The 24,174-nt window shown below is 49.0% G+C and carries 22 protein-coding genes; 6 read left to right on the top strand and 16 right to left on the bottom strand.

Features of this window, described 5'->3' with window-relative positions; all coding sequences use genetic code 11:
• Window positions 1-38: 38 nt before the first annotated feature.
• Both ggt and AC566Q_RS11320 read right to left on the bottom strand, forming a co-directional pair.
• Window positions 39-1,805, bottom strand: a complete 1,767-nt coding sequence (ggt, locus tag AC566Q_RS11325) for a gamma-glutamyltransferase (protein ID WP_499616742.1) — start codon at window positions 1,803-1,805, stop codon at window positions 39-41.
• A 14-nt stretch (window positions 1,806-1,819) separates the two neighbouring features.
• Window positions 1,820-2,584 (bottom strand): enoyl-CoA hydratase, encoded by a 765-nt coding sequence (locus AC566Q_RS11320; protein ID WP_499616741.1) that lies wholly within the window; start codon window positions 2,582-2,584, stop codon window positions 1,820-1,822.
• 83 nt (window positions 2,585-2,667) lie between these two features.
• On the opposite strand from AC566Q_RS11320, the gene rrtA reads away from it, so the two are divergent.
• Entirely contained in the window at window positions 2,668-3,282 is a 615-nt protein-coding gene (gene rrtA, locus AC566Q_RS11315) for a rhombosortase (protein ID WP_499616740.1), read from the top strand.
• An 8-nt stretch (window positions 3,283-3,290) separates the two neighbouring features.
• Here the strand turns inward: rrtA and AC566Q_RS11310 are convergent, their stop codons facing one another.
• Both AC566Q_RS11310 and AC566Q_RS11305 read right to left on the bottom strand, forming a co-directional pair.
• Entirely contained in the window at window positions 3,291-5,060 is a 1,770-nt protein-coding gene (locus AC566Q_RS11310) for a S9 family peptidase (RefSeq protein WP_499616739.1), read from the bottom strand.
• Window positions 5,061-5,311: 251 nt separating this feature from the next.
• Window positions 5,312-5,797 carry a hypothetical protein gene (locus AC566Q_RS11305; RefSeq protein WP_499616736.1) on the bottom strand — a complete coding sequence of 162 codons (486 nt, stop codon included), beginning with the start codon at window positions 5,795-5,797 and terminating at the stop codon, window positions 5,312-5,314.
• A 176-nt stretch (window positions 5,798-5,973) separates the two neighbouring features.
• Between AC566Q_RS11305 and AC566Q_RS11300 the strand changes: the two genes are divergently transcribed.
• Window positions 5,974-6,516, top strand: coding sequence for a glutathione peroxidase (locus tag AC566Q_RS11300; protein ID WP_105933195.1), 543 nt, complete (start codon window positions 5,974-5,976; stop codon window positions 6,514-6,516).
• Between the two features lie 1,013 nt (window positions 6,517-7,529).
• Here AC566Q_RS11300 and AC566Q_RS11295 read toward each other — a convergent pair.
• On the bottom strand, window positions 7,530-8,768 hold the full coding sequence (locus AC566Q_RS11295; protein ID WP_499616733.1) for a cystathionine gamma-synthase family protein: 1,239 nt from the start codon (window positions 8,766-8,768) through the stop codon (window positions 7,530-7,532).
• A complete protein-coding gene (locus AC566Q_RS11290) occupies window positions 8,765-9,352 on the bottom strand; it encodes a 1-acyl-sn-glycerol-3-phosphate acyltransferase (protein WP_499616730.1) in 588 nt (195 codons plus the stop codon). Before AC566Q_RS11290 ends, AC566Q_RS11295 begins: the two co-directional genes overlap by 4 nt.
• Between AC566Q_RS11290 and AC566Q_RS11285 the strand changes: the two genes are divergently transcribed.
• Window positions 9,339-10,193 carry an NRDE family protein gene (locus AC566Q_RS11285; protein ID WP_499616728.1) on the top strand — a complete coding sequence of 285 codons (855 nt, stop codon included), beginning with the start codon at window positions 9,339-9,341 and terminating at the stop codon, window positions 10,191-10,193. The two genes, AC566Q_RS11290 and AC566Q_RS11285, sit on opposite strands and share 14 nt — an antisense overlap.
• Window positions 10,194-10,398: 205 nt before the next feature.
• Window positions 10,399-11,595, top strand: coding sequence for an amino acid aminotransferase (locus AC566Q_RS11280; RefSeq protein WP_105933193.1), 1,197 nt, complete (start codon window positions 10,399-10,401; stop codon window positions 11,593-11,595).
• A 422-nt stretch (window positions 11,596-12,017) separates the two neighbouring features.
• Here AC566Q_RS11280 and tnpC read toward each other — a convergent pair whose 3' ends face one another.
• From tnpC to tnpA, 3 genes are read right to left on the bottom strand one after another with little or no spacing between them, the layout of a single operon-like run.
• Window positions 12,018-13,586, bottom strand: coding sequence for an IS66 family transposase (tnpC, locus tag AC566Q_RS11275; protein ID WP_499617481.1), 1,569 nt, complete (start codon window positions 13,584-13,586; stop codon window positions 12,018-12,020).
• 23 nt (window positions 13,587-13,609) lie between these two features.
• Entirely contained in the window at window positions 13,610-13,945 is a 336-nt protein-coding gene (tnpB, locus tag AC566Q_RS11270; RefSeq protein WP_126874057.1) for an IS66 family insertion sequence element accessory protein TnpB, read from the bottom strand.
• A complete protein-coding gene (tnpA, locus tag AC566Q_RS11265; RefSeq protein WP_024016272.1) occupies window positions 13,945-14,229 on the bottom strand; it encodes an IS66 family insertion sequence element accessory protein TnpA in 285 nt (94 codons plus the stop codon). Before tnpA ends, tnpB begins: the two co-directional genes overlap by 1 nt.
• A gap of 74 nt (window positions 14,230-14,303) precedes the next feature.
• Between tnpA and AC566Q_RS11260 the strand changes: the two genes are divergently transcribed.
• Window positions 14,304-15,194 (top strand): transposase, encoded by an 891-nt coding sequence (locus tag AC566Q_RS11260; RefSeq protein WP_499616724.1) that lies wholly within the window; start codon window positions 14,304-14,306, stop codon window positions 15,192-15,194.
• A gap of 445 nt (window positions 15,195-15,639) precedes the next feature.
• On the opposite strand, the gene AC566Q_RS11255 is transcribed toward AC566Q_RS11260, so the two are convergent.
• The 5 genes from AC566Q_RS11255 to AC566Q_RS11235 form a co-directional block, all read right to left on the bottom strand.
• On the bottom strand, window positions 15,640-15,891 hold the full coding sequence (locus AC566Q_RS11255; protein ID WP_499616721.1) for a hypothetical protein: 252 nt from the start codon (window positions 15,889-15,891) through the stop codon (window positions 15,640-15,642).
• Between the two features lie 192 nt (window positions 15,892-16,083).
• On the bottom strand, window positions 16,084-16,587 hold the full coding sequence (locus AC566Q_RS11250; RefSeq protein ID WP_499616718.1) for an alpha/beta hydrolase: 504 nt from the start codon (window positions 16,585-16,587) through the stop codon (window positions 16,084-16,086).
• A 106-nt stretch (window positions 16,588-16,693) separates the two neighbouring features.
• The gene (locus AC566Q_RS11245) at window positions 16,694-17,059 is read right to left on the bottom strand and encodes a hypothetical protein (protein ID WP_499616716.1); all 366 of its coding nucleotides are present in this window, start codon (window positions 17,057-17,059) and stop codon (window positions 16,694-16,696) included.
• Between the two features lie 201 nt (window positions 17,060-17,260).
• Window positions 17,261-20,416, bottom strand: a complete 3,156-nt coding sequence (locus tag AC566Q_RS11240; protein WP_499616713.1) for an efflux RND transporter permease subunit — start codon at window positions 20,414-20,416, stop codon at window positions 17,261-17,263.
• 3 nt (window positions 20,417-20,419) lie between these two features.
• Window positions 20,420-21,625, bottom strand: coding sequence for an efflux RND transporter periplasmic adaptor subunit (locus AC566Q_RS11235; protein ID WP_499616710.1), 1,206 nt, complete (start codon window positions 21,623-21,625; stop codon window positions 20,420-20,422).
• A gap of 277 nt (window positions 21,626-21,902) precedes the next feature.
• Between AC566Q_RS11235 and AC566Q_RS11230 the strand changes: the two genes are divergently transcribed.
• Window positions 21,903-22,211, top strand: a complete 309-nt coding sequence (locus AC566Q_RS11230; RefSeq protein ID WP_105933187.1) for an isoamylase early set domain-containing protein — start codon at window positions 21,903-21,905, stop codon at window positions 22,209-22,211.
• A gap of 55 nt (window positions 22,212-22,266) precedes the next feature.
• Here the strand turns inward: AC566Q_RS11230 and AC566Q_RS11225 are convergent, their stop codons facing one another.
• Both AC566Q_RS11225 and AC566Q_RS11220 read right to left on the bottom strand, forming a co-directional pair.
• The gene (locus AC566Q_RS11225; protein WP_499616707.1) at window positions 22,267-23,199 is read right to left on the bottom strand and encodes an electron transfer flavoprotein subunit alpha/FixB family protein; all 933 of its coding nucleotides are present in this window, start codon (window positions 23,197-23,199) and stop codon (window positions 22,267-22,269) included.
• Window positions 23,196-23,948: an electron transfer flavoprotein subunit beta/FixA family protein gene (locus AC566Q_RS11220; protein ID WP_499616704.1), complete on the bottom strand. Its 753-nt coding sequence runs from the start codon at window positions 23,946-23,948 to the stop codon at window positions 23,196-23,198. The genes AC566Q_RS11225 and AC566Q_RS11220 overlap by 4 nt, the downstream gene beginning before the upstream one ends.
• Window positions 23,949-24,174: the final 226 nt, after the last annotated feature.

The raw sequence follows: 24,174 nt of genomic DNA, 5'->3' as shown, positions 1-24,174 counted from the left end.
GGCATTTCTTATATCTGACGTACCTTAAAAGCACTGTGTTATTTGCCTACCGCAACGCCTTCACGTCGCGGATCCGCGCCGCCCACGTAACCTTTTTTGGTTACCTGAATACCGTGCAGACCACTGTTAAGGTCGACCACTTTTATTTTATGGCCAAGTGCTTCCAGCGGCCCCTGCAGCGCTTCAATCGGTGTGCCTTTTTCCAGCGCAGTATAGTCGTTGCGATTAGTGATCTTGGGCAGGTTAATAGCCTGCTGGATATCCAGGCCATAGTCAATTACGCCAATCAGAGTTTGCGCTACATAGCTCACAATGCGGCTACCGCCCGGTGAACCCACCAGAATTTCAAGCTCACCCTGATCGTTAAACACCATGGTAGGACTCATGGCACTGCGCGGGCGTTTGTGTGGCTCTACACGGTTAGGTACCGGGAAGCGGTTCATCGATGGCGAGAACGAGAAGTCGGTTAACTGGTTATTCAGCAGAAAGCCGTCAACCATAATGCCCGAGCCAAACATAAACTCGATACTGGTGGTCATGGATACCGCGTTACCCTCTTTATCAACAATAACAAAGTGGCTGGTATTGGGTTGTTCCAGTGAGCTGCCCTGGCTGACCTGGGTAGAAAACGGTTCACCGGGGCGGGCAAAGCGCCAGGGCTTATCAACCTTGATGCTCTCGGCGCGGCGGTGCAGGTAACCTTCGTTGATCAGCGCCCCGTTAGGCAGATTGGTAAAGTCACTGTCGGCAATGTATTTTTCACGATCGGCATAGGCTAAGGCGCTCGCCTGCGTATACAGGTTGGCAAATTCTACGCTGTCGATGGGGTATTTGGATAAATCGAAGCCTTCCAGCAGTTTAAGTACCTGAAAAACGTTAATCCCGCCTGAACTGGGTGGTGCCATGCCGCAGATTTGCTTGCTGCGGTACTCACCACAAACACCGTTGCGCTCAATGGCTTTGTAATTGGCCATGTCCTCAGCGGTTAATGCACCAGGGTTAATTTCTACGCCCTGCACAGCTTTGGCAATTTTTGCTGCAAGCTCGCCTTTATACATGTAATCAGCGCCCTGCTCGGCAATATTACGTAGGGTTTTGCCTAATGCCTGATTCTTTTTCGTAGTTCCAGCCTGTAGTGGCTTGCCTGCCGGGTAAAAGTAGGTTGCCGTGCTGGGGAAGGTTTTCATGCCCTTGTGATACTGTTCGGCCATGGTGACCAGTTTTTCCAGCCGCTTAGACACTTTAAACCCTTCTTCTGAAGTATTAATGGCATCGCGGAATAATACCGGCCAATCGAGCTTACCAAACTGGCCGTGGGCCGTTTCTAATGCCTTGAGTACGCCCGGTACGCCAACTGACTTACCGCCAACCACCGCATCCAGCCATTTCATGGGCTTACCGTGCTCCATAAACCAGTAGGCATTGACCCCTGCAGGGGCCATTTCACGACCATCGAAGGTATGCAGTTTTTTGGCTTTGTTGTCCCAATACAGCATAAAAGCACCACCGCCAATACCAGACGATTGCGGCTCTACCAGGGTTAACATGGCCTGCACGGCTACTGCCGCGTCGATAGCACTACCGCCCTGTTCGATGATGTTTTTGCCCGCCCAGGAGGCATAAGGATTGGCGGCAACCACCATGTAATCCTGGCTGATATGGGCTTTTTTCTCGATATAACCGGTAGCGGCTTCCGGCTCGCCCGCTTCACGGGGGGCCGGGGTTTGCTGAGCCAGAGCATGAAAACTGGAAGACAGAGTTAAACACCCTGCCAGAAAAAGAATGCGCGTGCGACTACGACTCAAGGTGAATCTTCCTCTTATTTAAATTTTTCCGGGTTAATTGGTCGCTTGTGCAGGAATGCATCAAAAGCTTCCTGCGCAGCTTCTGTGCCCATGGCTTCAATAAAGACATCCAGCTCAACATCCATATGCTGGTGAATGGCTTCTGCCTCGTTATTAATTAGTGCTTTTGACTGCAACAAAGCGTAAGCAGGTTTGGCGGCCAGCTTACCGGCAACTTTGTTAACAGTGTCCCGCAAGGCTTCGGGTTCGACAATTTTGGTCACCATGCCAAACTGATAGGCCTCCTGAGCACCAAAGGGTTCACCCAGTAATAACCACTCGCTGGCACGACGCCGGCCTGCCATTCGCGGCAGGATATAACTTGATGCATACTCCGGCACCAGACCCAGATTAATGAAAGGCATTACAAACTGGGCTTCACCGTGGGTATACACGAAATCACAATGTAACAGCATGGTGGTGCCAATGCCAACCGCCTTGCCGGAAACTTCGGCGACTACCGTTTTTTTACAGTTAAGCAGCGCATTCATAAAGCTGACGGTTTCTGCCAGATGGGGCTCAGCGCCGTGATTGGCAAAACCAGTGATTTCGTTACCGGCACAGAACACGTCACCTTCAGCGCGAATAACCACCACTTTACAGCTCTCGGTTTCGTTAGCCTCAACCAGGACATCGGCCATGGTCTGATACATGTCCGGGGTCAGGGCATTTTTCTTTTCCGGACGATTTAAGGTGATGGTAGTAATAGCACCATGGGTTTCGATGAGAATATTACTCATTATTGTCTCCGACTCTTTATTAGGTTTCGTAGGGCATTTTCGTTATGATAGCGCCCCAGCCTTTTGATCAACAATAAATTCCAATGATAGTTGCGCTACCACTAAAACCACAGTTTAGTCTCGGCCCGTTAATTCTGGCCATTGTTTGCATTGCCTTCTTTTTTGCCGGCCAGTCGATGACCGACTTACTCGCCTACGACCGTTATGCGTTGCAAAGCATGGAAACCTGGCGTCTGATCACTGGTAACCTTATCCACACTAACGGCTACCACCTGTTATTAAACCTGGTTGGCCTGGCCTTACTTTGGGCTCTGCATGGCGAGCATTACCGGCCGTTAACGTTTATCAAACTGTTTATCTGGTGTGGTTTGGGTACCAGCCTGGCCATCTACTTACTGTCGCCGCAATTAATCTGGTACATGGGACTTTCCGGTGCCTTACATGGCATTTTTGTGTGGGGAGCCTGCATGGACATTATTAATAAGGTTCGCTCAGGCTGGTTACTTTTGGCTGGCGTAGCAGCCAAGCTGGTGTTTGAACAGTATCAGGGAAGCAGCGAAGATGTTGCCAGCTTAATTGATGCCAGCGTGGCTGTTGATGCCCATCTATATGGCGCGGTGTGCGGCGTATTGCTGTTTGTATTAATGTGGGGAAGCAGCCTTACAGCGGGCGCTATAGCCAGCCGCCGCAAGGCATAACTTAATAACTAGAGGTTTTCTTCGAATAGACCGTAAATACGGCGATATTCATCCAACCACGAACTGGGCTGCACAAAACCGTGCGGCTCTACCGGGTAAATAGCCGTTTCAAAGTCGGTTTTCTCCAGCTCGATGAGGCGTTGCACCAGACGCACCACATCCACAAAGAATACGTTGTTATCCACCATCGGCGCATTGATCAGCAGCGGTTTTTGCAAGCCTTCGGCAAAGTAAATTGGCGAACTTCTGCGATAAGCAATGGGATCAACATCCGGCGTATTGAGGATATTAGAAGTGTACCCGTGGTTATAATGCGCCCAGTCTGACACCGGTCGTAACGCCGCACCAGCCTGGAACAGATCCGGAGCATTAAACATGGCCATAAAGGTAAGGAAGCCACCATAAGAGCCACCATAGGTACCGATTCGGTTGCGATCCACGTTGGCATTCTCTACCAGCCAGTTTACGCCATCACGCAAGTCTTCCAGCTCTGGTGTTCCCATTTGACGATAAATGGCAGTGCGCCAGTCGCGGCCGTAGCCACGGGAGGCACGGTAATCCATATCCAGTACTACGTAGCCTTGTTTAACTAAAAAGCTGTGGAACATAAATTCGCGGAAATAACCCGACCAACCTAAGTGAGAGTTCTGCAGATAGCCAGCCCCGTGGTTAAACACTACTGCCCGGCGTGGTTCACCTTCGGTATACCCCTCCGGTAAGTAAACTCGTGCGTAAATGGGCTGCTCGGTATGACTGGAATCAATCGCCACTACCTGCGGTGCCACCCACGGCTTGGCAAGGAATGCTTCGCTAATGGTATGGGTTAGCCGCCGCGGGGCCTGCTCACCGTTTACCGCCACTGAATATAACTCCGGCGGACGGGTTACCGTGGAATGGGTAAGCAGTAAGGTTTGTTCATCCGGGCTCAACACGTAATCGGTCAGGCCATTAAGATCAGTAAGTGCCTGATGCTCACCGGTTTGAGTATTCACTCGGTAAATTTCGTAAATACCGGGGTGCTTTTTATTGGCTTTGTAATACACATACTGATCGTCTTCGGTCACGGTTAAGCTATCCACCACATACTGACCACTGGTAAGTGCGTTAGGCGCCTCACCGGGCTTTTGCAAATAAATGTGGCTGTAACCGGACTTCTCTGACTGATAGAACAGGGTATGGGAATGATTCAGCCAGCCAAACTGGTTGTGGTGGTAGTTGATCCACGCATCATCATGCTGGCGCAGCTGGGTTACCAGCTTCCTGGCCGCCAGATCAACGGTAACAATCCAGCTGTCTTTGTTGTCCCAGGCCTCCAGCAGCAGAGCTACCTGAGAGCCGTCGCTATGCCAGCGGATCGACGGCACGCTGCGCGACCAGCTGTTAAGCAGGCCGATTGCGCGGGGTAACCGGTTATCCGTGTACTCATCGCCACGGGCTGCAGCATTCTCGCGTTTTACATCGGCCAGTACATCTTCGTTATAGCCGGGTAAGCCCACATAAGAAAGTTCATGCTTAGTGCCGGTAGCCACATCGACCAGCCAGGTGGTTTGCGTTACCGGCTTAGCGTCGGCTACCCGCTGGCGCACACTGATTGCGGCAATGCGACCATCTTCCTGAATATAATGCGGCATGATGTCTGATTCATCACGAGTACTGCCTTTTCTGGTGGTTACAATGATTGCATGTTTACCACTGGGCGATAGCTCCGCGGCGACCAGACGCTCACTGTCATCAAAGTACACCGGCGCCGGCGCAACTGCCGGACTGTGCGCTCGCATTGTCTGCTCCTGGGCGAACCTATCGCTGCGGTTTTTGCGCTGTACCTGTATATACTGGATCAGCGATTGCTGTTCAGCAGCAACAAAATCTTTAGGTGGTTTGTTGGCAGTGGGTACATCGGCAAACTCCCAGCTCAGCAGTTTTTCCTGCTGGCCGCTGGTTAAATCAATGGCGATATAGGTATTGTATAACCGTGCAAATAACCGGTTATCGGTTAAAAAGCCTATATTGCTGAGTGACTGTCCATAGGTTACCCGCTGAGTGACTGTCCATAGGTTACCCGAACAATTTCACCAGCCGGCATTTGTACAAATACACTGTCTTTGTATTTCCAGGCGGTGTATTGACCATCTCGGCTGGTGGCCTTTTCATCGGATTTGTATTGGTGTAGCACCTCAGGCGCAACCTTAACCGACTCTCCCTGCTCGTTAATTCGATAAACATCGTAGAGCTGGGTATCTTCCTGCTTGCGGGAATACACCACGCTGCCATCCAGACCAAACCCCGGACTCTGCGGTTGACGACCGAGCCACTTAGGATCGGCCATAATCTGCTCGAGGGTGATACTATCTTTTACCTGCGTTGCCTGTGGCGCCTCGGGTTTAATCACCCTGGCAAACTGGCTAACATTGGCGGTGGGTTCTGTCGTAACGGCTTCTGGCGCGGTACTGTTGCAGGCTGCAACTACAACACTCAAGCCCAGTAAAACACTGCTTTTAATTAGAGTATGTCGCATATTGTTATTTACTTCGTTATAAATTCGTGCCCATTATAGCCAGCTATCTATGCGGTAAGTAGACATTTGTCCTTGTTTTTCACACGCTGGTCTTGTTAAGCGCACTACGGATAAATTGATCCAACCTACCCGCCCGGACAGTATTGGTGTTAACCCCTAACAACAGGAATAAAGCAATGAAAAAACTAGTTGGCGCATTGTTATTCAGTACGCTTCCTTTATTCGCGCAGGCAAATAGCTGCCCTGACGTATTAAAGTTCATGAAACGTAAACTCAATTCTCAGGAAACCGTAAACTTATGCAGCGAATACCAGGGCAAAACCCTGTTGATTGTTAACACTGCCAGTTACTGTGGTTTTACCCCACAGTTTGAAGGTCTTGAAGCTATGTATGATGAGCTGAAGGACGACGATTTTGTGGTGCTGGGTTTCCCTTCCCACGACTTTAACCAGGAAGACGATGACGAAGGTAAAACAGCCGAGTTATGTGAGTTAACCTACGGTGTGGAATTCCCGATGTTTGAGCCGACCCATGTAAAGGGTGACGATGCCGATCCGCTATATCGCATTCTGGCTAAAGCCACTGGCGAGGAGCCGAGCTGGAACTTCAACAAGTACCTGGTAGATAAAAACGGTAAAATCGTTAAACACTACAAGAGTTCAGTAAAACCTTCCGATAAAGAACTTCGCGGTGACGTTGAAAAAGCGTTAGCCATGTAAGCTTTCTTCGCGATCGAGTAGGAGGGAGTTTCGCAACTCCCGTCCTCTCACACCACCGGGCATACGGTTCCGTACCACGGCGGTTCCTGTCTGTATTGACCATAGTCAATACCTGAGTCTGTTTCGTTCATCGTGTCGCCGCTTTATCGTTTAGAACTCCGCAAACACCGCCCAGGTTTCCGACCCTTCTTGTATATTTGTCCCGGAGCAATGATTCTTCATTGCCTTGTGTCCCGATAACGCGAGAGCACGCGTGACTTGCCGCTCGTGACAGGTTCAGCCCTTCGTGCTATCGGTTTCATAGCACTACTACGGCGTCTGCTGACTTCTGATATTCCATCCCGACACCTCGCGATGTCAGTAGCTCTATAGCAGAATATCAGACCTCCCGGGGTAATTCGCGCGACCTTCCTGCTTATGCCTGTCGGCTCTACGTTGCTGCATTCCGTGCAAGTATTGGGCTTTAGTGATAATCGCCACCTCACCCTGCAACAACGCCTAAACCGCTTCCTGTTCGTCAGGCCAGCATTTTGCCTTCGGCTTCCTTCAGATTTCACCTCACGATGAACACCCTTGCCGTTCGGCTAGCACTTCCCCTTGCCGGGTGTGCAGAGGACTTCCACCTCCAAGTCATCAACTCACCACCACAGTGAGTCGAACAGTGCTAAAGCACTACGCGCCATGCCCGGCGCACCATAAAAAAAGCCCCGCAAACTGCGGGGCCAATATGCACACTCAACTTGGAACACACTTAAACAATCGGGGGTTCACACATTAAAACCCGTAATTGCTAGTTGCATAGAGTTAGTCCCTCGCTTTGTTCTAAAGTTCAAACTTTTTCACAAATTGTTGCAAATATTTTTGCTGATACCCGTGGCTAACCCACCTCATTTTTCTCACTCATTATAAAAACGAATTATTACAAGGTATTAAAGCCGCAGACGATTAATTACAGAGACAAAAAAACCTGCACAATGCAGGCTTTTTTAATGCGTAATGCGTGGTGTTTGTGCTTAAAACTTTGCCAGCGCCTGGTCGAAGTCGGCTACCAGATCGTCGGTATCTTCTATTCCCACTGACATTCTTATCATGGTTTCGGTTATCCCCATACGCGCACGCTCTCGCTGACCATTCTCAAAAAATATGGTGGAAGCCACCGGCAGTGCCAGTGTTCGGGTATCACCAAGATGGGTAGCCGATAAAACTAACTTAAGCTCATCTAAGAATTCGCATGGATCGATACCTGGCACCAAATCAAAGCTCAGGATCGCGCCATAACCACCGAGTTGCTCACGTGCCACATAATGTTGCGGGTGATTAGAAAGGCCCGGGTAATAGACCCGTTCAATCTTATCCTGACTTTCCAGATAGGTGGCCAGCTTCATGGCGTTTTCGGTACTACGCGCCATGCGCAGCGACAGGGTTTCAATGCCTACCGAAATAAGATGCGCCGATTGTGCAGCCAGCGTAGCGCCCAGGTCTCGCAGCCCTTTTTTACGAATTTGTGTGATGCCCCACATCCGCTCATCGGCAACCTGATAAGCCGGTTTAATGTTAGCAAATGAGGTCCAGTCGAAATTGCCCATATCCGTCACCGCACCGCCCAGTACATGGCCATGACCGCCATGGTATTTGGTAAGTGAGTTGAGTACCAGTGAGACTTTCATGGCTTTGGCATCAAACGCCGGTGGCGGTGTCATGGTGTTATCTACCATAAACAACAGTTTTTGTTCGTCACACCATTTTCCAATGGCGCGCAGATCCGCTACCTGGGTAACCGGATTAGCGATGGTTTCGGTAAATACCGCGCGGGTATTGTCTTGTTTCGCTGCAATCACATCCTGAATCGACGTCACGTCAACGAAAGTTAACTCAACACCTAAATCCATCAGGGTATCTAAGAAACTGCGGGTATTGCCAAACAAATACTGGCTTACAATCAGGTGATCGCCGGCTTTAAACAGCGACAGCATGGTGCTGGTTATCGCGGCCATGCCGGTGGCAAAACAGGCGGTTGCAATACCACCTTCCATATCAGCAATAATGGTTTGTAGCGCCGCCATAGAGCCTGATGAGGAGCGTCCGTAAACGTGGCCCATTTTTTTGCCCTGGAACACATCTACCAGATCCTGCGTTTTTTCAAATTCGAATAAGACAGCGTTGGTGGTACTGGTATGTACTGCACCATCGGCCGGATGATTTAGCTGTCTGTCGGCATGTACTTGACGAGTGGTCACTCCCGGTTTGGTCACGCGTTGGGCTCCGTAATTGTTTGCTGCGGGTATTTAGCGGTGATGGTGCGGTAAAAACTGTAAACCGACTCCATCGACACCGTTACATCTTTGGGTACTGTAAGGACGGGCCCGAAAACCAGCGTTTTCTGTTGATAATCAAGGCCGACACACTGAATGGGAATTCTAGCGGTTTGTGCAATGTAAAGAAAGCCGCTTTTCCACGGATACACGGCTTTTCGCGTTCCTTCCGGTGCCAGCGCCAACAGTAACTGTTCTGAACGGCTAATTCGCCCGGCAACTTCCCCCACTACCCCGTGAGCTTTACTTCTGTTAACCGCAATACCGCCTAAGGGCCCTTTAAACAAAGTATGTTTGCCCAAAAACGCCACATCCAGACCGAGTGCCAGTTTAAACATCACACCAATAATGAAGTCCCAGTTAGACGTATGCGGACCAACGGCCAGCACCATTTTGGGGTGATTAGCCAGACTGCCTTGCACTAACCAGCCCCGCTTATCCAGCCACCACCGGCAACATTTCCCCCACATGCCAACCGGGTATTGTGGGACTGATTCTGGTAAAGGCGCTTTGAATGACTGCATATTCCGCCACCAATCGGTTATTCTGTTAGCGGTAATTGTAACCGCTACGGAGTGCGCCACAAACGCTATGTGTATTATTTTTGTTGCCGTTGAACAGCACCAGGACTACCCGCTGATTATTGCCGCTAATCGCGATGAGTTTTATCAGCGCCCTACTCAGCCAAGCCATTGGTGGGATGCGCCCGAGGCTATACTGGCCGGAAAGGATTTACAAGCCGGTGGCAGTTGGATGGGAATTCACCGTAATGGCGATATTGCTGCACTGACGAATATTCGCAATCCTGCCCGTGAGCAAACTCAGGCACGCAGCCGTGGTGAGCTGGTGATTAACTATCTCTCTCGCAGCACCAGCGAAACACTATTTGAACAGCAGCTTAGCAACAGCCGTGAGGCCTATAACGGTTATAATTTGCTGTACGGAAATGTAGCGCGCCTGCAGGTATATAACAATCACACTAACCGTTTTACGCCGCTGGCGGCGGGCTTTCACGGGCTCTCTAACAGTGCGCTTAATACGCCCTGGCCCAAAGTAAGGCGTGGCGTAACCAGATTGCAGGAGTATATTAGTACGGCGAGTTCGCTCGATAATGGTGCCCTGTTTACTCTGCTTCAGGATAATACCCCGGCTGCGCAACACGACCTGCCAGATACCGGCGTGCCGCTTGAGTGGGAACAGCGTCTGTCGTCTATCTTTATTGCCTCGCCCGAGTATGGTACGCGCAGCTCTACCCTGCTGCTGGTTAATCACCGCCATGAAGTCAGCTGGATTGAGCAGGAATATGAGCGCGGCAAAAAGGTATCCCCACCCCGTGAGTTTCAGTGGAAAATTGTGCAGGAATAAGCGCTTTTCTATTCGAATTTGCAGCAGTTGATGGCATAATGCGCAGCCCGACTGGTTAACTCCCGTGCCAGCGGAAGATGATGAAGTGGTCTGACTGACAACAGTGTTGAGCAACAACACACGACCACCGTTGTTTGAGTTTGTGAAAGCCCAGGACTGTTCATAAACTTAGTAAACCGATTCCTGTACATTTAGAGGACATAACGTGTTTGAAGTGCTACCCCAACTTGCCCCGGATCCGATTCTTGGTTTGTCTGCTGCGTTTAAGCAAGATACCAACCCTAATAAAATAGACTTAGGTGTTGGCGTTTATAAAGACGAGCAAGGCAACACCCCTATTTTATCTGCGGTAGCCAAAGCGCAAACCATTTTACTTGAGCGCGAAAAGTCAAAAACCTATATCACCCCACAGGGTGTGCAGGGTTTTATCGACGGCATGCTGGGCCTGATCCTGGGTGAAAAAAGCCCGGTATTAATGGCCGATCGCGTGGCAGCCGTGCAAGCGCCCGGCGGTTGTGGTTCGTTACGTATTCTTGCCGAGCTGCTGACCCGCGTAAATAAAGACACCAAAGTGTGGATCAGCGATCCGACCTGGGCTAACCATATCCCGTTAATGGGCAATGCTGGTTTAAGCCTCGAAACTTACCCCTACTTCGACAAAGCTACTGCTTCGATTCGCTTTGACGCAATGATGGACACCCTGCGCAAAGTTGAAAAAGGCGACGTGGTATTACTGCACGGTTGCTGCCACAACCCAACCGGTGCCGACCTCACCAAAGAGCAATGGCAACAAGTGGTAGAAGTAGCCAAAGAGCGTGAGTTTCTGCCTTTCGTCGACTTAGCCTATCAGGGCTTTGGTGATGGCCTGGAAGAAGATGCCTACGGTGTTCGCCTGCTGTGTGAAAACCTGCCGGAAGTGATCATCGCCGCCTCATGCAGCAAAAACTTCGGCTTATACCGTGAACGTGTTGGCTTAGCCGCCATCGTTACCGCAGACAGCGCGACCAAAAAAATCGCCCAGGCGCAAATCCAGTCGGTTGCCCGTGGTATGTACTCTATGCCACCAAGCTACGGCGGTGCGCTGGTAGACATCATTCTATCTGACGTAGCTCTTAAGCAAGAGTGGGAAACCGAAGTTAACGAGATGCGTAACCGCATGTCTACCCTGCGCAGCCTGTTAGTTGAAAAGCTGACTGCCAATGGCGCACAAAAGGACTTTAGCTTTGTAAATAATCAAAAAGGTATGTTCTCGTTCCTGTGTATTACCCCGGAACAAGTACAGAAAATGCGTAATGAACACAGCGTTTACTTTGTTGATTCTAGCCGCGTTAACGTAGCAGGTATCAGCCAGGCTAACATCGATGATCTGGCCAAAGCCATGGTAGCTGTGATTAACAGCTAATCGCGCTGCTAAACGGTATTACAAAAAAGCCCTGACTGAGAAACCAGGGCTTTTTTAATTCTTGGACAGTCACTCACTAATTCTTGGACAGTCACTCACCATCCAGATGTACAGTTGGAATTTATCTCAACTCCAGCACAATAGGTATACCCGTTGCTTCGCTTGGATAAATGGATGCCCAGACCCCGTAAGGCTTTTTTAATTCTTGGACAGTCACTCACTAATTCTTGGACAGTCACTCACCATCCAGATGTACAGTTGGAATTTATCTCAACTCCAGCACAATAGGTATACCCGTTGCTTCGCTTGGATAAATGGATGCCCAGACCCCGTAAATGCCTGATTAGTCTCTCTGATACGCCCTACTACCACTGCGTTTCTCGATGTGTACGTCGTGCGTAAGCGATCAATATAGACCCGGATCACCCCATTTTATCTAAGTCGCTCGTTAATTTTTTGTCCGTGAATCTCTCTTTCCAGACTCTTGGCGTCAGGTCGAGTACGTCTTTGGCCGGATGCAGTGCTACACGCTGCAATACATCCACGAGGTAGTGGTAGGGATTCACGCCTTGCAGGCGGCAGGTCACCATCAGGCTTTGTAATATGCCCAGTTGTTCAGCTCCGAGTTCAGACCAACAGAACAAATAGTTTTTTCTGCCCATGGGAATAACCCGCAGTGCCCGTTCGAGATGATTGGTGTCCATGGGTAACGCGGGGTTACTCAGGAACACCTTGAGTTGGCTTTCTCGCTCATGCGCATAGTGAAGCGCCTTGGCGAAGGGGGATTTGGGTAGTAAATCAGTGCGCTGTCGTTGTTGGTAGACCCACCGGAAGAAGTCAGTCACGAGTGGTTCGCTGTGTTGTTGCCGGTAAGAATGGATATCGGCCAGGTCTGATTGTTTATCCCGGATGTGTTTTTCATGCCGGTAGAGCGCAGCGATAATATCCAGTGCCTGCTGTGCGGCTTGCGGCTCACTGTCGAGGGCTTTTTCAAAGCCTCTGCGCATGTGTACCCAGCAGGCAGCGTGCACAATCTGTTGTTCTTGTTGGTTTATCTGCTCAACAGTTTTGGTATAAGCAGCATAGCCGTCGGTCAGCAAGGTACCGGTAAAGTCCTGTAACTGTGCTTTGGCATGCAACATGCCTCGGCTGTGACTCCAGGTAAAGGCCACTTCATCACTGTCACCGTACATCGGCCAAAAGTAAGTTTGTTTCATGTGTCCGGGTTTTCGACCCGCGCCTTTGGTGCGCCCGGCTTTAATGGGCACTTCATCCATGGCCAGTATGTTACTTTGCAGGATGTGTTGCCACTGGGCTTTGGCAATGGGCCGAAGCAGCTCAATGCCTTGTTGTATCCAGTTGATTAAGGTAGCCCGGCTAAGGGTGATACCGCTATCAAGCATGCGTTGATGTTGGCGGTGAAGCGGTAAGTGATATACCGCTTTATCCACCATCAGCCCAGCGAGTAGTGAGACATCGCAGTAACAGCCTTCCAGTACATTGATGGGGGCTGGGGTATCCTTAAGGGTTTGCGTGGTTTTATGACGCACGACCTGACGACGATACACCAGTACCACATAACTGCCGGGCTGTTGTGCTAAGCGACGGGTTTCTTTGATATCCACGACATCATACTGGTCGGCATCCGCCCCCTGTAACTCAGGCGCAGGCACATCAATAATCAGCTGAGGCACCGTCTCATCAAAACGCAGGCCTTCATCATTCACATCCGAGTCGCGACGTTGCTTTTGTGAGGAACGGGTATGGGCCTTCACCGGTTTGGTGTCTGCCGGTAAGGCGTGTGTCTCACCCTCATCAAACAAACTGCTCTGCGCCGGATTATCCACTAACACTTTTTCAGACTTACGCCCGAACAACTGGCGTTTAAGCCAGTCCAGTTGATGCTTGAGTTGCGCAATCTCCTCAGCTTGATGAGCAAAGGCAGCCTCAATTTCAGACGGTGAAAGGTGACTAATAGAATGTGTTTTCATGGCGTAAATTATAACAAAATCAGTCAATTAAATCGCCTGTTTTGTTTGTCTTTTTGCCAGTAAATGCCATCAATCAAACACTGTAACTGAGCACTGTTTAATGGTGTTTTTGCTGTACCGTCAGTGACTTTGGCGAAGGTGCCTTTTTCTAACCGTTTACTCCACAAACAATAACCGCCCTGGTAGTAATACAACACCTTGAGCTGGGTACGGCGTTTATTGATAAACACAAACCAGTCACCACAATGCGCTTGCATCCCCAGTTTGCCCTGTACCAGTGCCGCCAGCCCATCAAACTGTTTGCGCATATCGGTATTACCGGTATACAGCCAAATACGCCCATTGGATAAGGGTAACATCAGGCAGCCCGGTTCATCCGCAGCACCACACCACCGGGTAATGCCAGTTCAATCTCCCAGGCAGAGCCTGCGCTCTGGTTCGCACTTGCTGGCATATCAAAGGCAAGCCAGTTATCTTGCTGCGCAAGCGATTGGCTATCATCGCTCAGTTTTTTACGCCACAGATAGAAGTTTGATACTGTTAACGCATGCTGTGCACAAAATTCACTGACTGTCAGTTCGCCTGCTGCTTGCTTATCAATCAATTCCTGCCATTGCTCGCGTGTTCGTCTTTTTGTTGCCATCGATTAAGTCTCCGTGAGTAAAATCTACGGGGACCATTTTACGGGGTAGCTCCGCCGGGAAAAGACGGTCTAAATTGATCGCTTACCGTCGTGCTTATCTCTGTGGCGAAGACACTGTCTCAGGAAGAAGCTACGAGCATCGTCGTCAATGGGTCGAAGACCGATTGATGTTATTGGCTGAAGTATTTTGTGTGGATGTCTGTGCGTTTGCGGTAATGAGCAATCATACACATGTGGTATTACGTATTAACAAGCAGAAAGCCGATGCCTTATCGGCTAAAGAAATTATCCAGCGTTGGCACAAACTGTTCAAAGGGGTGTTGTTATCTCAACGGTTTCTTCACCCTGAGCAAGGTAAAGGTTTAACAGAGGCTGAAATCGCTACTGTAACTGCAATTGCAGAAGTCTATCGACGTCGGCTTTATGATATCAGCTGGTTTATGCGCCTACTCAATGAATACATTGCCAGGCAGGCCAATAAAGAAGATGACTGCACTGGTCATTTCTGGGAGGGGCGTTTCAAATCACAAGCTTTATTAGATGAAGCAGCATTAGCGGCTTGTATGGCCTATGTTGACTTAAATCCAATACGAGCAGGTATTGCGAAAACGCCTGAGACCTCTAACCATACCAGCATTCAACAACGTATCAATGCAGCTAAGTCCAACGAACAACCTAAACCACTTTTCCCATTCGGGGATAATACCAAAGCCAACATGCCCGACGGTTTACCATTTCAACTTCATGATTACCTGGCATTGGTTGAATTCACAGGTCGACATTACCATCCACAAAAGCGAGGGAAAATTGAAGATACCGCTTCCCCTATCCTTACCAGGACAGGATTAGAGCAGGCTGACTGGCAAACCATGATATCTGGCATAGAAACTGAATTTAAAACTACTGTTAGCATCGAAAAGTTAAGTCAAAATATTAGACGAAAGAACAAGTACAACTCGGCTTAAACTGAAAGCTTCTCTTACTCTATTATCACTTCACTAATTTTTAAGACTATGTGGCCTTTCACAGGGCATAAATGAACCAGGTCTTATCCATTCGGTATGAAGTTGTTGAGATATCTATCGATAAGCACTTCTAATATAGAGCCCCTAAAGTCCTGAATGCAATCTATTTAAATAACTATGAGCAAAAGGCTAGCGATAAATCGAATGAGTCAATACTTTTATTTTTCAGTTAAAGTGCCTGTCCAGTATTTTCACAGTATTTTTCAGTTAAAGTGCCTGTCCAGTATTTTCGTCCAGTATTTTCTTCACAGTATTTTCTTCAATTTACAGTCCCGAAGGCGTTCTTTTTAAATAACGATAAGCAAAAGACTAGCTATAAATAGAATTATTACGCATTTTATGTTCAGTAAGCCAATACAATACTCTGGCCGGCTATCTCAACTCGTTAATCACTATAATGACATCGTGCTGCATCTATTCGCATATTAACATGGCTGCCTTCAACCCGGTCTGGCGCACTCATATCGAAGTGAACAGGCTTGCCCGCACGCAGAATCGCTTTTAGTGAAGGTTGTGAACAAATAAATGCCAGCAAGTGCGGTTTATATTCTCTGGCCGGTTCGGGTAACCCCGTGGCGATAATTTTGATGGTCAACAGTTCGTGAGTTTCAGAATAAAAACTCAGTTTGGTACTCACGTCCGGGATACCAAATACCGTATCGTTAAACAGTGCGTTTAAGCTTTCAGCCTGTGCTTCGTCGCGATAGTAATAGTAAATACTGCTAAGTACAAAGATAACAAAGGCGATGCCGAGCCTGGTTAACTGTTGCTGCTTAAGACTTCCCTGCGCATTCTAACTCACTACCTGTAACTTGTGAGGAAGTTGAAATCACGAATGATCGGTCAGACGCTCAAATAAAAACTGTTTAAAGAGTACCCCAACCGCTTTCAGGGGGTCATTTAAACGATGATCGCCGGGTATCAGATGTAGCGTGATATTAAGCTGTTTAGCGAAGTTTAAAATATTTTCCGCCGGAATGATTTCGTCCTGCCAGCCGTGAACGCAGGTTACCGGACAGGAGACCGGGTAGGATTGTACCTTGTAGCCAGGCATTGCCACAGCCGGCGCCAGTAAAAACACTCCGCGTACTTTATGCTGTAACGCCGTAACCAAAGACACATAACCGCCCATGCTGGAGCCCACCAGTAACACTTCGGGATCGTCTTTAGGGATAGCTTGCATCAGCCTTTCTACCCTTTTTTCAGGATCCAAGATGTCGCTGTAGTCAATGCTTTGAATCTGACATCCCATTTCTTCAGCTATGTTTGCCAGAAACCGTATTTTGGTTCCCCACGGGCCACTTTCTTTACCGTGTGAAAAGATAACTTTCACGCACAACTCCTTATCTAGAAGCGTGATTATCCGATATTACGGATAAATAACAATGGCATTTATCTTACATTATACGGTTTTAATAACAAATTTATGAAACCCAGCCTCAGGCAGCTGTAGCCCAGTCTTTTAAGTAGTGGCGTTGCACCAGCGACTGTAATTTCTTGCAGGCTTTCACATACTTGCTATCTCGCTGGTAGTAAACCTGCTCAATAATCTGGCCGTTTTCGTCAATCAAAAAGCTGGCTAACCGGGCTTTACGATGGGGCAAATAAAACTGGTGCAGCGATAAACGGCGGCTCACCGGCAAATTGGAAATGATCTGATAAAAACAAAACGGCAGCTTCATAGTGGTGGCGCGGCTGTCACCGCCGTAAAGATCCAGTACCTGCTGAAAAGCGTCATGTCCCTCGCCCACTGAAATACCAAAGCGTTCAATTAAGTTATCAATTGTTTTTAAACCTGTGTTCATCACAATACCCTCAAATACTGTATAACTAAACAGTACTGTATAATTTATCAGCATTCAAGCTTTTTGTGATTTATTTTAAACCGGTTTATTTTAAACAGAGTGATATTGGAGACTACAGCCTGAATTAAAAACGCCGGTCAGGTTTCCCTGCCGGCGTTTGTTTAACAACTATTTGCTGCACACATGGTGCGCACGAAGCGTCTATTTGGATATCATCCCTTCAGATGGCTCAGTAGCCAGTGCCGAGCGCTTATTTCTGGTCAGGCCATTTTTAATGTCATCCAGAATAACGTACAGCGCGGGTACCAATAATAAGGTGATCACCGTAGCAAACAAGATACCAAACGCCAGGGATATAGCCATGGGGATTACGACCTGTGCCTGCAGACTGCGTTCAAACATTATCGGCACCAGGCCCATGAAGGTAGTCAGAGAGGTCAGAATAATCGCCCTGAACCGCTGCGTCCCTGCACTAATTGCCGCATCCATCAGACGATGGCCCTCCTGCCGCGCTCGGTTAACAAAATCAACCATGATCAGGCTGTCGTTAACCACCACGCCCGACAGCGCAATAATGCCGCAAATCGACAGTACACTGACTGCATGACCCAGCATCAGGTGGCCCAGTATTGCCCCTACGATACCAAAAGGGATCACCGACATAATGATTAACGGTTGTGTATAAGAACGTAGTGGAATTGCTAACAATGCATAAATTGCAAAAAGAGCAAACAATAACCCCTGGGCGAGCGATGTCATGGCTTCCATTTGTTCACGGGAGTTACCTTGCAGCTTAAACTCTACCCGCGGGTACTTTTTCATGATTTCCGGAATTACCCGGGTGATCATTTCCATGGTGACTTCGTTAGGCTCAGCAATATCTTTATCTACCGCTGCCGAAACCGTTACCGAACGCTGGCCGTCTACCCGGATAATTGAGTCGTAGCCTTTGCCCAGTTCAATATCTGCCACCTGTTCAAACGGCACGTCCTGACCCGCCGGCGAACGCACCCGCATGGTTTCCAGGTGACCAATGGAGTTACGTTCTTCCCTGGGATAACGCACCATCACTTTAACTTCTTCGTCATCACGCTGTACGCGCTGAACTTCGGCACCATAAAAACCGTAACGAACCTGCTGTCCAAGTTGCTGTAAGGTAATACCAAGAGCTTCTGCCTGTGGTTTTAATTGCAACTGAATTTCATCGGCGCCACCGGCGAAGGTATCATTAATGTCAGACACCCCGTTGTACTCGGCCAGCGCAGCTTTAACATCTTTACTGATGAGTTCGAGCTGAGTTATATCACTGGAACTGAACTCAAAACTTAAATCAGAACCGCCGCCCGGACCGCCCGGAGCGTTAAAATTAAGGGTTTTCACGCCGGGAATTTCCGGCATAAACTCACGCCAGCGGCGCTGAATTTCGGTATCGGTAACTTCCCGTGATTCTCCTTTACTCAGCTCGGCAAACACCTGCCCACCCAATGAGCCCTGATCGAAGGCTACCGCATGGCTGATCACACCTGAACCAGTTTCCCGGGAGAGCTGTTCATCCATCCGATACATTGCATCCAATAAGGTATCCATCGCTTTATCACGCTGCGACAAGGATGACCCCGGCTCCAGTTCCACCGATGCCATCACAAAGTCGCTTGGAATGGTAGGGAAAAATACAAACCGCACCCAGTCTCCCTTAAACATACCGTAAGTTAAAATCAGCATGCTGACAAAAGCGGCCAGTGTCACATAGCGGGCTTTTACCGCCTTAACCAAAAACGGCGCGTAAACATTCTTAATAAACGATTTAATGCCTTCGCTGAAAAAATCGCGGAAGCGCTGAAAACGATTAGCTTTCGCCGGGTCGTAAGGCTTGAGGCGCATATGCGCCAGGTGAGCCGGCAGGATAAGCTTTGACTCGATAAGTGAAAAGGTCAGGCAGACAATGACTACCAGTCCAATGGTTTTCCATATCACCCCAAACGGACCAGACACCATTAGCATTGGTGAGAAAGCGGCAATGGTAGTAAGTACCCCGAAGGTGGCCGGCATGGCGACCTTTTTTACACCGGCAATAACATTATCTGTGCTATGCCCTTTGGCATCGATTTCTGAATAAGCCGACTCCCCCATAATAATGGCATCATCCACCACTATCCCCAGCACCAGAATAAAGGCAAACAAGCTGAGCATATTAATAGAAACGCCCAGGCCTTCCATGGGCAATACCATCAGCGTACCTAAAAAGCACACCGGCAGCCCCACCATTACCCAGAACGCCAGTTTAATTTTAAGAAACAGTGACAGTACCAAAAACACCAGCACTCCACCCCAGAACATGTTTTCCAGCATCATGTTAAGGCGGTCGGCCAGGTAGAACGACGAATCGCCCCAGGCATCAGCTTTAATATGCGCCGGAAAGTCCTTTTTATTTTTCTCCAGGTACTGATTCACTTCTTTAGAGATTTCCAGCGCATTTTGGTCGCCCACGGCTTTTACCCGCACGTTAACCGCCGGCTGGTTATCAAACATGGCATACTGGGGATCTTCTACAAAGCCGTCATCAATGGTGGCAATGTCCCCCAGCGTCAGGCGCGAACCGTCAGCGCGGGTTAACAGCACAATCTGCGCAAACTCCCAGCCAGTGTATGCCTGGCCTTTAGTCCGCAGCAGAATATTGCCGTTATCCGTCTTGATTGCACCGCCGGGTAAATCGACCGACGACTGACGTACCGCATTCACGACCTCAGAAAAGGTTAAATCGTACTTCTGTAGCGTGTATTCCGACATTTCGATAGAAATTTCATAGTCGCGATCGCCCACCACCTGAACACTGGAAATGCCGGGCAAATTAGCTACGTCATCACGCAGGTTCTTGGCGAACTCCTTTAATTCCCGTTCGCTGGCGTCGCCGTACACGGCAATCCACAGTACGTCCTGCTGAAACTTGGTGCGATAAACTATTGGTTTCTCGGTGTTACCGGGGAAACTGGGAATGGCGTCGACCTGTGATTTAACTTCATCGAGGACCACCTGAACGTCGTAGTCTTCTTCCACCTCAATAGTAACCGAGCCCATCCCTTCGGTGGCAGTCGAGGTGATCTGTTTAATTCCGTCGAGATCCTTAATAGCATCTTCAACTTTTAACAGAACACCTTCTTCCACTTCCTGTGGCGCAGCGCCAAGATAAGGCACCCGCACCGAAATGATATTCACCTCAAAATTAGGAAACACCTGCTTTTGAATACCGAAAGCCCCAAATACACCGCCGATGAGCAAAATCCACATCAGCAGGTTGGCCGCCACGCTGTTGCGGGCAAACCAGGCTATCAGGCCTTTATGCGTGTTATATGCTTGCATGACTTATGCTCCGGTATCTAACGCAGCATCTTCATCGGCTACGTCCTGTTCTGCAGGATCCTGCTCAGGCAAACGCACCGGCATGCCATTATACGGATTAGGAACAGCGCTACGTACCACCTTGTCACCATCGCTCAGACCGGCCGAGATATAAACCGATTCAGGGCTGGAACGGGCAATGTCTACCTGTTTTATTTGCAGTTCGTTATTCTCGTCGGCTACCAGAACGGTGCCATCAAGGCGCAGTAAGCTGCGTGGGATCACAATTAATGAGCGTGCGTCTGTCCCGCTAATTACGGCCTGTACAAACTGGCCAAAGCGCAGTGGAACATTAAACTCGCTGTTATCCCGCAGGTACGGATCGCGTACTTCTACTACTGCGTAAATCAACCGATTAGTGGTATCCAACACGCCTTCACTACGCACCAGCGTGCCCTGCCACTGCTGAAACTTACCGCCTACCATGGCGCTCAGCGTAACCGGATTGCGGTGGGAAATACCGCTTTCAAGATCAATAAAGGCCAAATCCGCATCAGTAAGCGGTAAGCGCACTTCGGCCACCTCGGTAGAATAAAGCTCGCCCACCAGGGCGCCGGTACCTACAAACTGGCCCAGATCGGCGTTACGCTCAATCACAATGCCATCATAGGGGGCAATGACCTGAGTCCGGTCGAGATTGCGCTGTGCTCTGGTAAGCTTGGCTTTAGCGGCTTTTACATTGGCCTGTTCTTTGGCCAGTTGTGGTTTACGCAGGCCAAGTTCAGGCGGTACTACGCCATTTACCGAACGCCATTCTTCTGCGGCCACTTTGCCGCGGGCTATTTCTTCCTGCAGGGCTGCTTCGGCCTGAGCCAGCTCGGCCTCGGCCAGGCTCAGATCAGTTTGATAATCGTCTTGTTCCAGGGTAAGCAGCACGTCGCCTTTGTTAAAAAAACCACCCACCACAAAATTGTCGGCTATCTCCACAACCCGGCCACTCACCTGGGTGGCAATGCTGGTTTTGTGCTTGGGCTGGACATTGCCCTGGCTGGTGACTGTAAACTCCACATGCTCGGTGTACACCGGCTGTGCATCAACTAAAAACGCCAGCTCTTCTACTACTTTTTTCTCCGGCGGTTTTTTCGACAGGATCATAATACCGGCTGCGATAAGCGCCAGGCCCAGTAATAAAATCGGCAGCGCCGACCTGATTAAAGACGATAACTTCATTAATGTGCCACTCTGGTTGTCTGCTGATCTACGCCAGCCTGCTAAACATAAACTTGTCTAACGGTAATATTACGAAGTAAGCCACGTAAACGCTTTATATCTTTTGTTAATAAATGTGTCGATTTATCAAGATGTTTATTGCAAAGGTAAATTTTGATTTTATTAATCAGTATCACCGTTAATTTGTGACCACATTTCGAACAAAAGCCCTTGAAACGGTGATTATTTGAGCGTAACTTGTAATTTAATTACAGATTGTTGAGCTGGAGAGAAAACAATGAGTCTGAAGAAACAATATTTAAAATCTAAACCAATCTGCAAAGTAACTTTCAAGTTAAAGGCCAGTGAAGCCAATAATGCCGACACTGCCAAGCTGCTAGGCGATTTTAATGCGTGGGATATCCAGGCTGAACCAATGAAAAAGCTTAAGAACGGCGATTTTACCCAAACGGTAAACCTGCCTGCGGAAGCGGAATACCAGTTCCGTTATTTGCTCGATGACGAAAATTGGGAAAACGACTGGGAAGCCGATGCTTACTCGCCTTCACCGGTGAGTTTTGACGATAATTCAGTGGTTCGGGTATAGCGAAAAGCGCCCGGCAGACAACCTGCCTGCCGGGCGTATTTAACTGGCTCAGCCCTTAGCTGCCCAGCGCGCTTTCGATTTCCGGTAAGGCATCAAACAGGTCTGCTACCAAACCGTAATCTGCCACCTGAAAAATAGGCGCTTCCGGATCCTTATTGATGGCGACAATCACTTTTGAGTCTTTCATACCCGCTAAGTGCTGGATAGCACCGGATATACCTACCGCAATATAAAGCTGTGGCGCAACAATCTTACCGGTTTGCCCTACCTGCATATCATTGGGCACAAACCCGGCATCAACAGCTGCCCGGCTTGCTCCTACGGCAGCTCCAAGTTGATCTGCTATGCGCTCCAGCATGGCAAAGTGCTCACCATCCTGCATACCGCGTCCACCGGAGATAACAATGTCTGCCGCCGTCAGTTCAGGGCGATCTGACTTGGTCATTTCGTCACTTTCAAAGGTTACCTGAGTGTTTTCGATTACCGTTGCTAGAGTCTCAACTGAAACACTGTCCCCCTCTTGTGCTGCATCAAAGGCCGAGGCCCGAACCGTAACTACCTTAACGGCATCGCTACTTTGCACTGTTGCGATAGCGTTACCGGCATATATAGGTCGCACAAAGGTATCTTGGCTTTCGATGCCAATGATATCAGATAGCTGCACCACATCGAGTAACGCCGCCACCCGTGGCATAAAGTTCTTACCGGTAGTGGTAGCCGCCGCCAGAATATGAGTATAACCCTCTGCGATATCGAGTACTAAATCGGCGGTGTTCTCAGCAAGCTGATGTGCGTAGGCCGGATTGTCTGCCAGCATGACACGTTTTACGCCGGCAATAGTAGCTGCCTGCTCGGCTACTGCCGCGCAATCTAATCCGGCTACCAGAATATGGATATCGTCACCAAGCTGTGTGGCAGCTGTTACCAGCTTGTGCGTTTCAGATTTAAGGTGTTTATTATCATGCTCTGCGTAAATCAGTATGCTCATGAGATCACCTTTGCTTCTTCGCGAAGTTTTGCCATCAGTTCAGCCACTGTCTCAACTTTAACACCTGCACTTCTGGCCGGTGGAGGCGTTACTTTCAACGTTGTTACCCGGGGGGTAATATCCACGCCTAGTTCGTCGGTACTCATTACCGCCAGCGGTTTACGTTTGGCTTTCATGATATCCGGCAATTTAGCATAGCGCGGTTCGTTTAAGCGCAAATCGGTAGACACCACCGCAGGCATGCTGAGTTTCAGGGTTTGCAATCCACCGTCAATTTCACGGGTCACTTTCAGGCTGTCCCCCTCTATTTCTACTGCCGAAGCAAAGGTCGCCTGAGGCATTTTGGTTAATGCAGCCAGCATCTGACCGGTCTGGTTATTATCAGAATCAATGGCTTGTTTGCCAATAATCACCAGGCCGGGTGATTCCTGCTCCACCAGGCGAGCCAGAATCTTGGCAACCTGTAACGACTCAGGAAATGTTTCGCACTCCACGTGAATACCGCGGTCTGCACCGAGCGCCATGGCATTACGGATCTGCTCCTGGCATGCCTTAGGGCCAATGCTAACGGCAACAATTTCCGTCGCGATACCTTTTTCTTTTAGTCTGACCGCCTCTTCCACTGCTATTTCGCAAAAAGGATTCATGGCCATTTTAGCGTTGGTTAAATCCACATCGGATTGATCGGACTTCACCCGCACTTTTACGTTGTAATCGATTACCCGTTTTACCGGCACCAGTATTTTCATATAAGCCTCTTTCATCCTTTACGGTTTAGTCTGCTTAGATCGTGCTCCAATAACTATGGCACTTTAATGACAGCAACTGTCAATTTGACGCAACAACACTTTTGCAACATCTTTAGCATAAAATTTACTTGCAGTTGACGTTAACGTCAACCTGGTTTAGTTTGACGCAACGCAATAAATGCCATGAAAGTGGCAAATATGGTTGCCAGTTAACGTCCCTACAGAG

The organism is Alteromonas sp. H02 (assembly GCF_059682525.1).
Note: the sequence above shows the minus strand (reverse complement) of the source record. Positions and strands in the feature narration are given on the sequence as shown.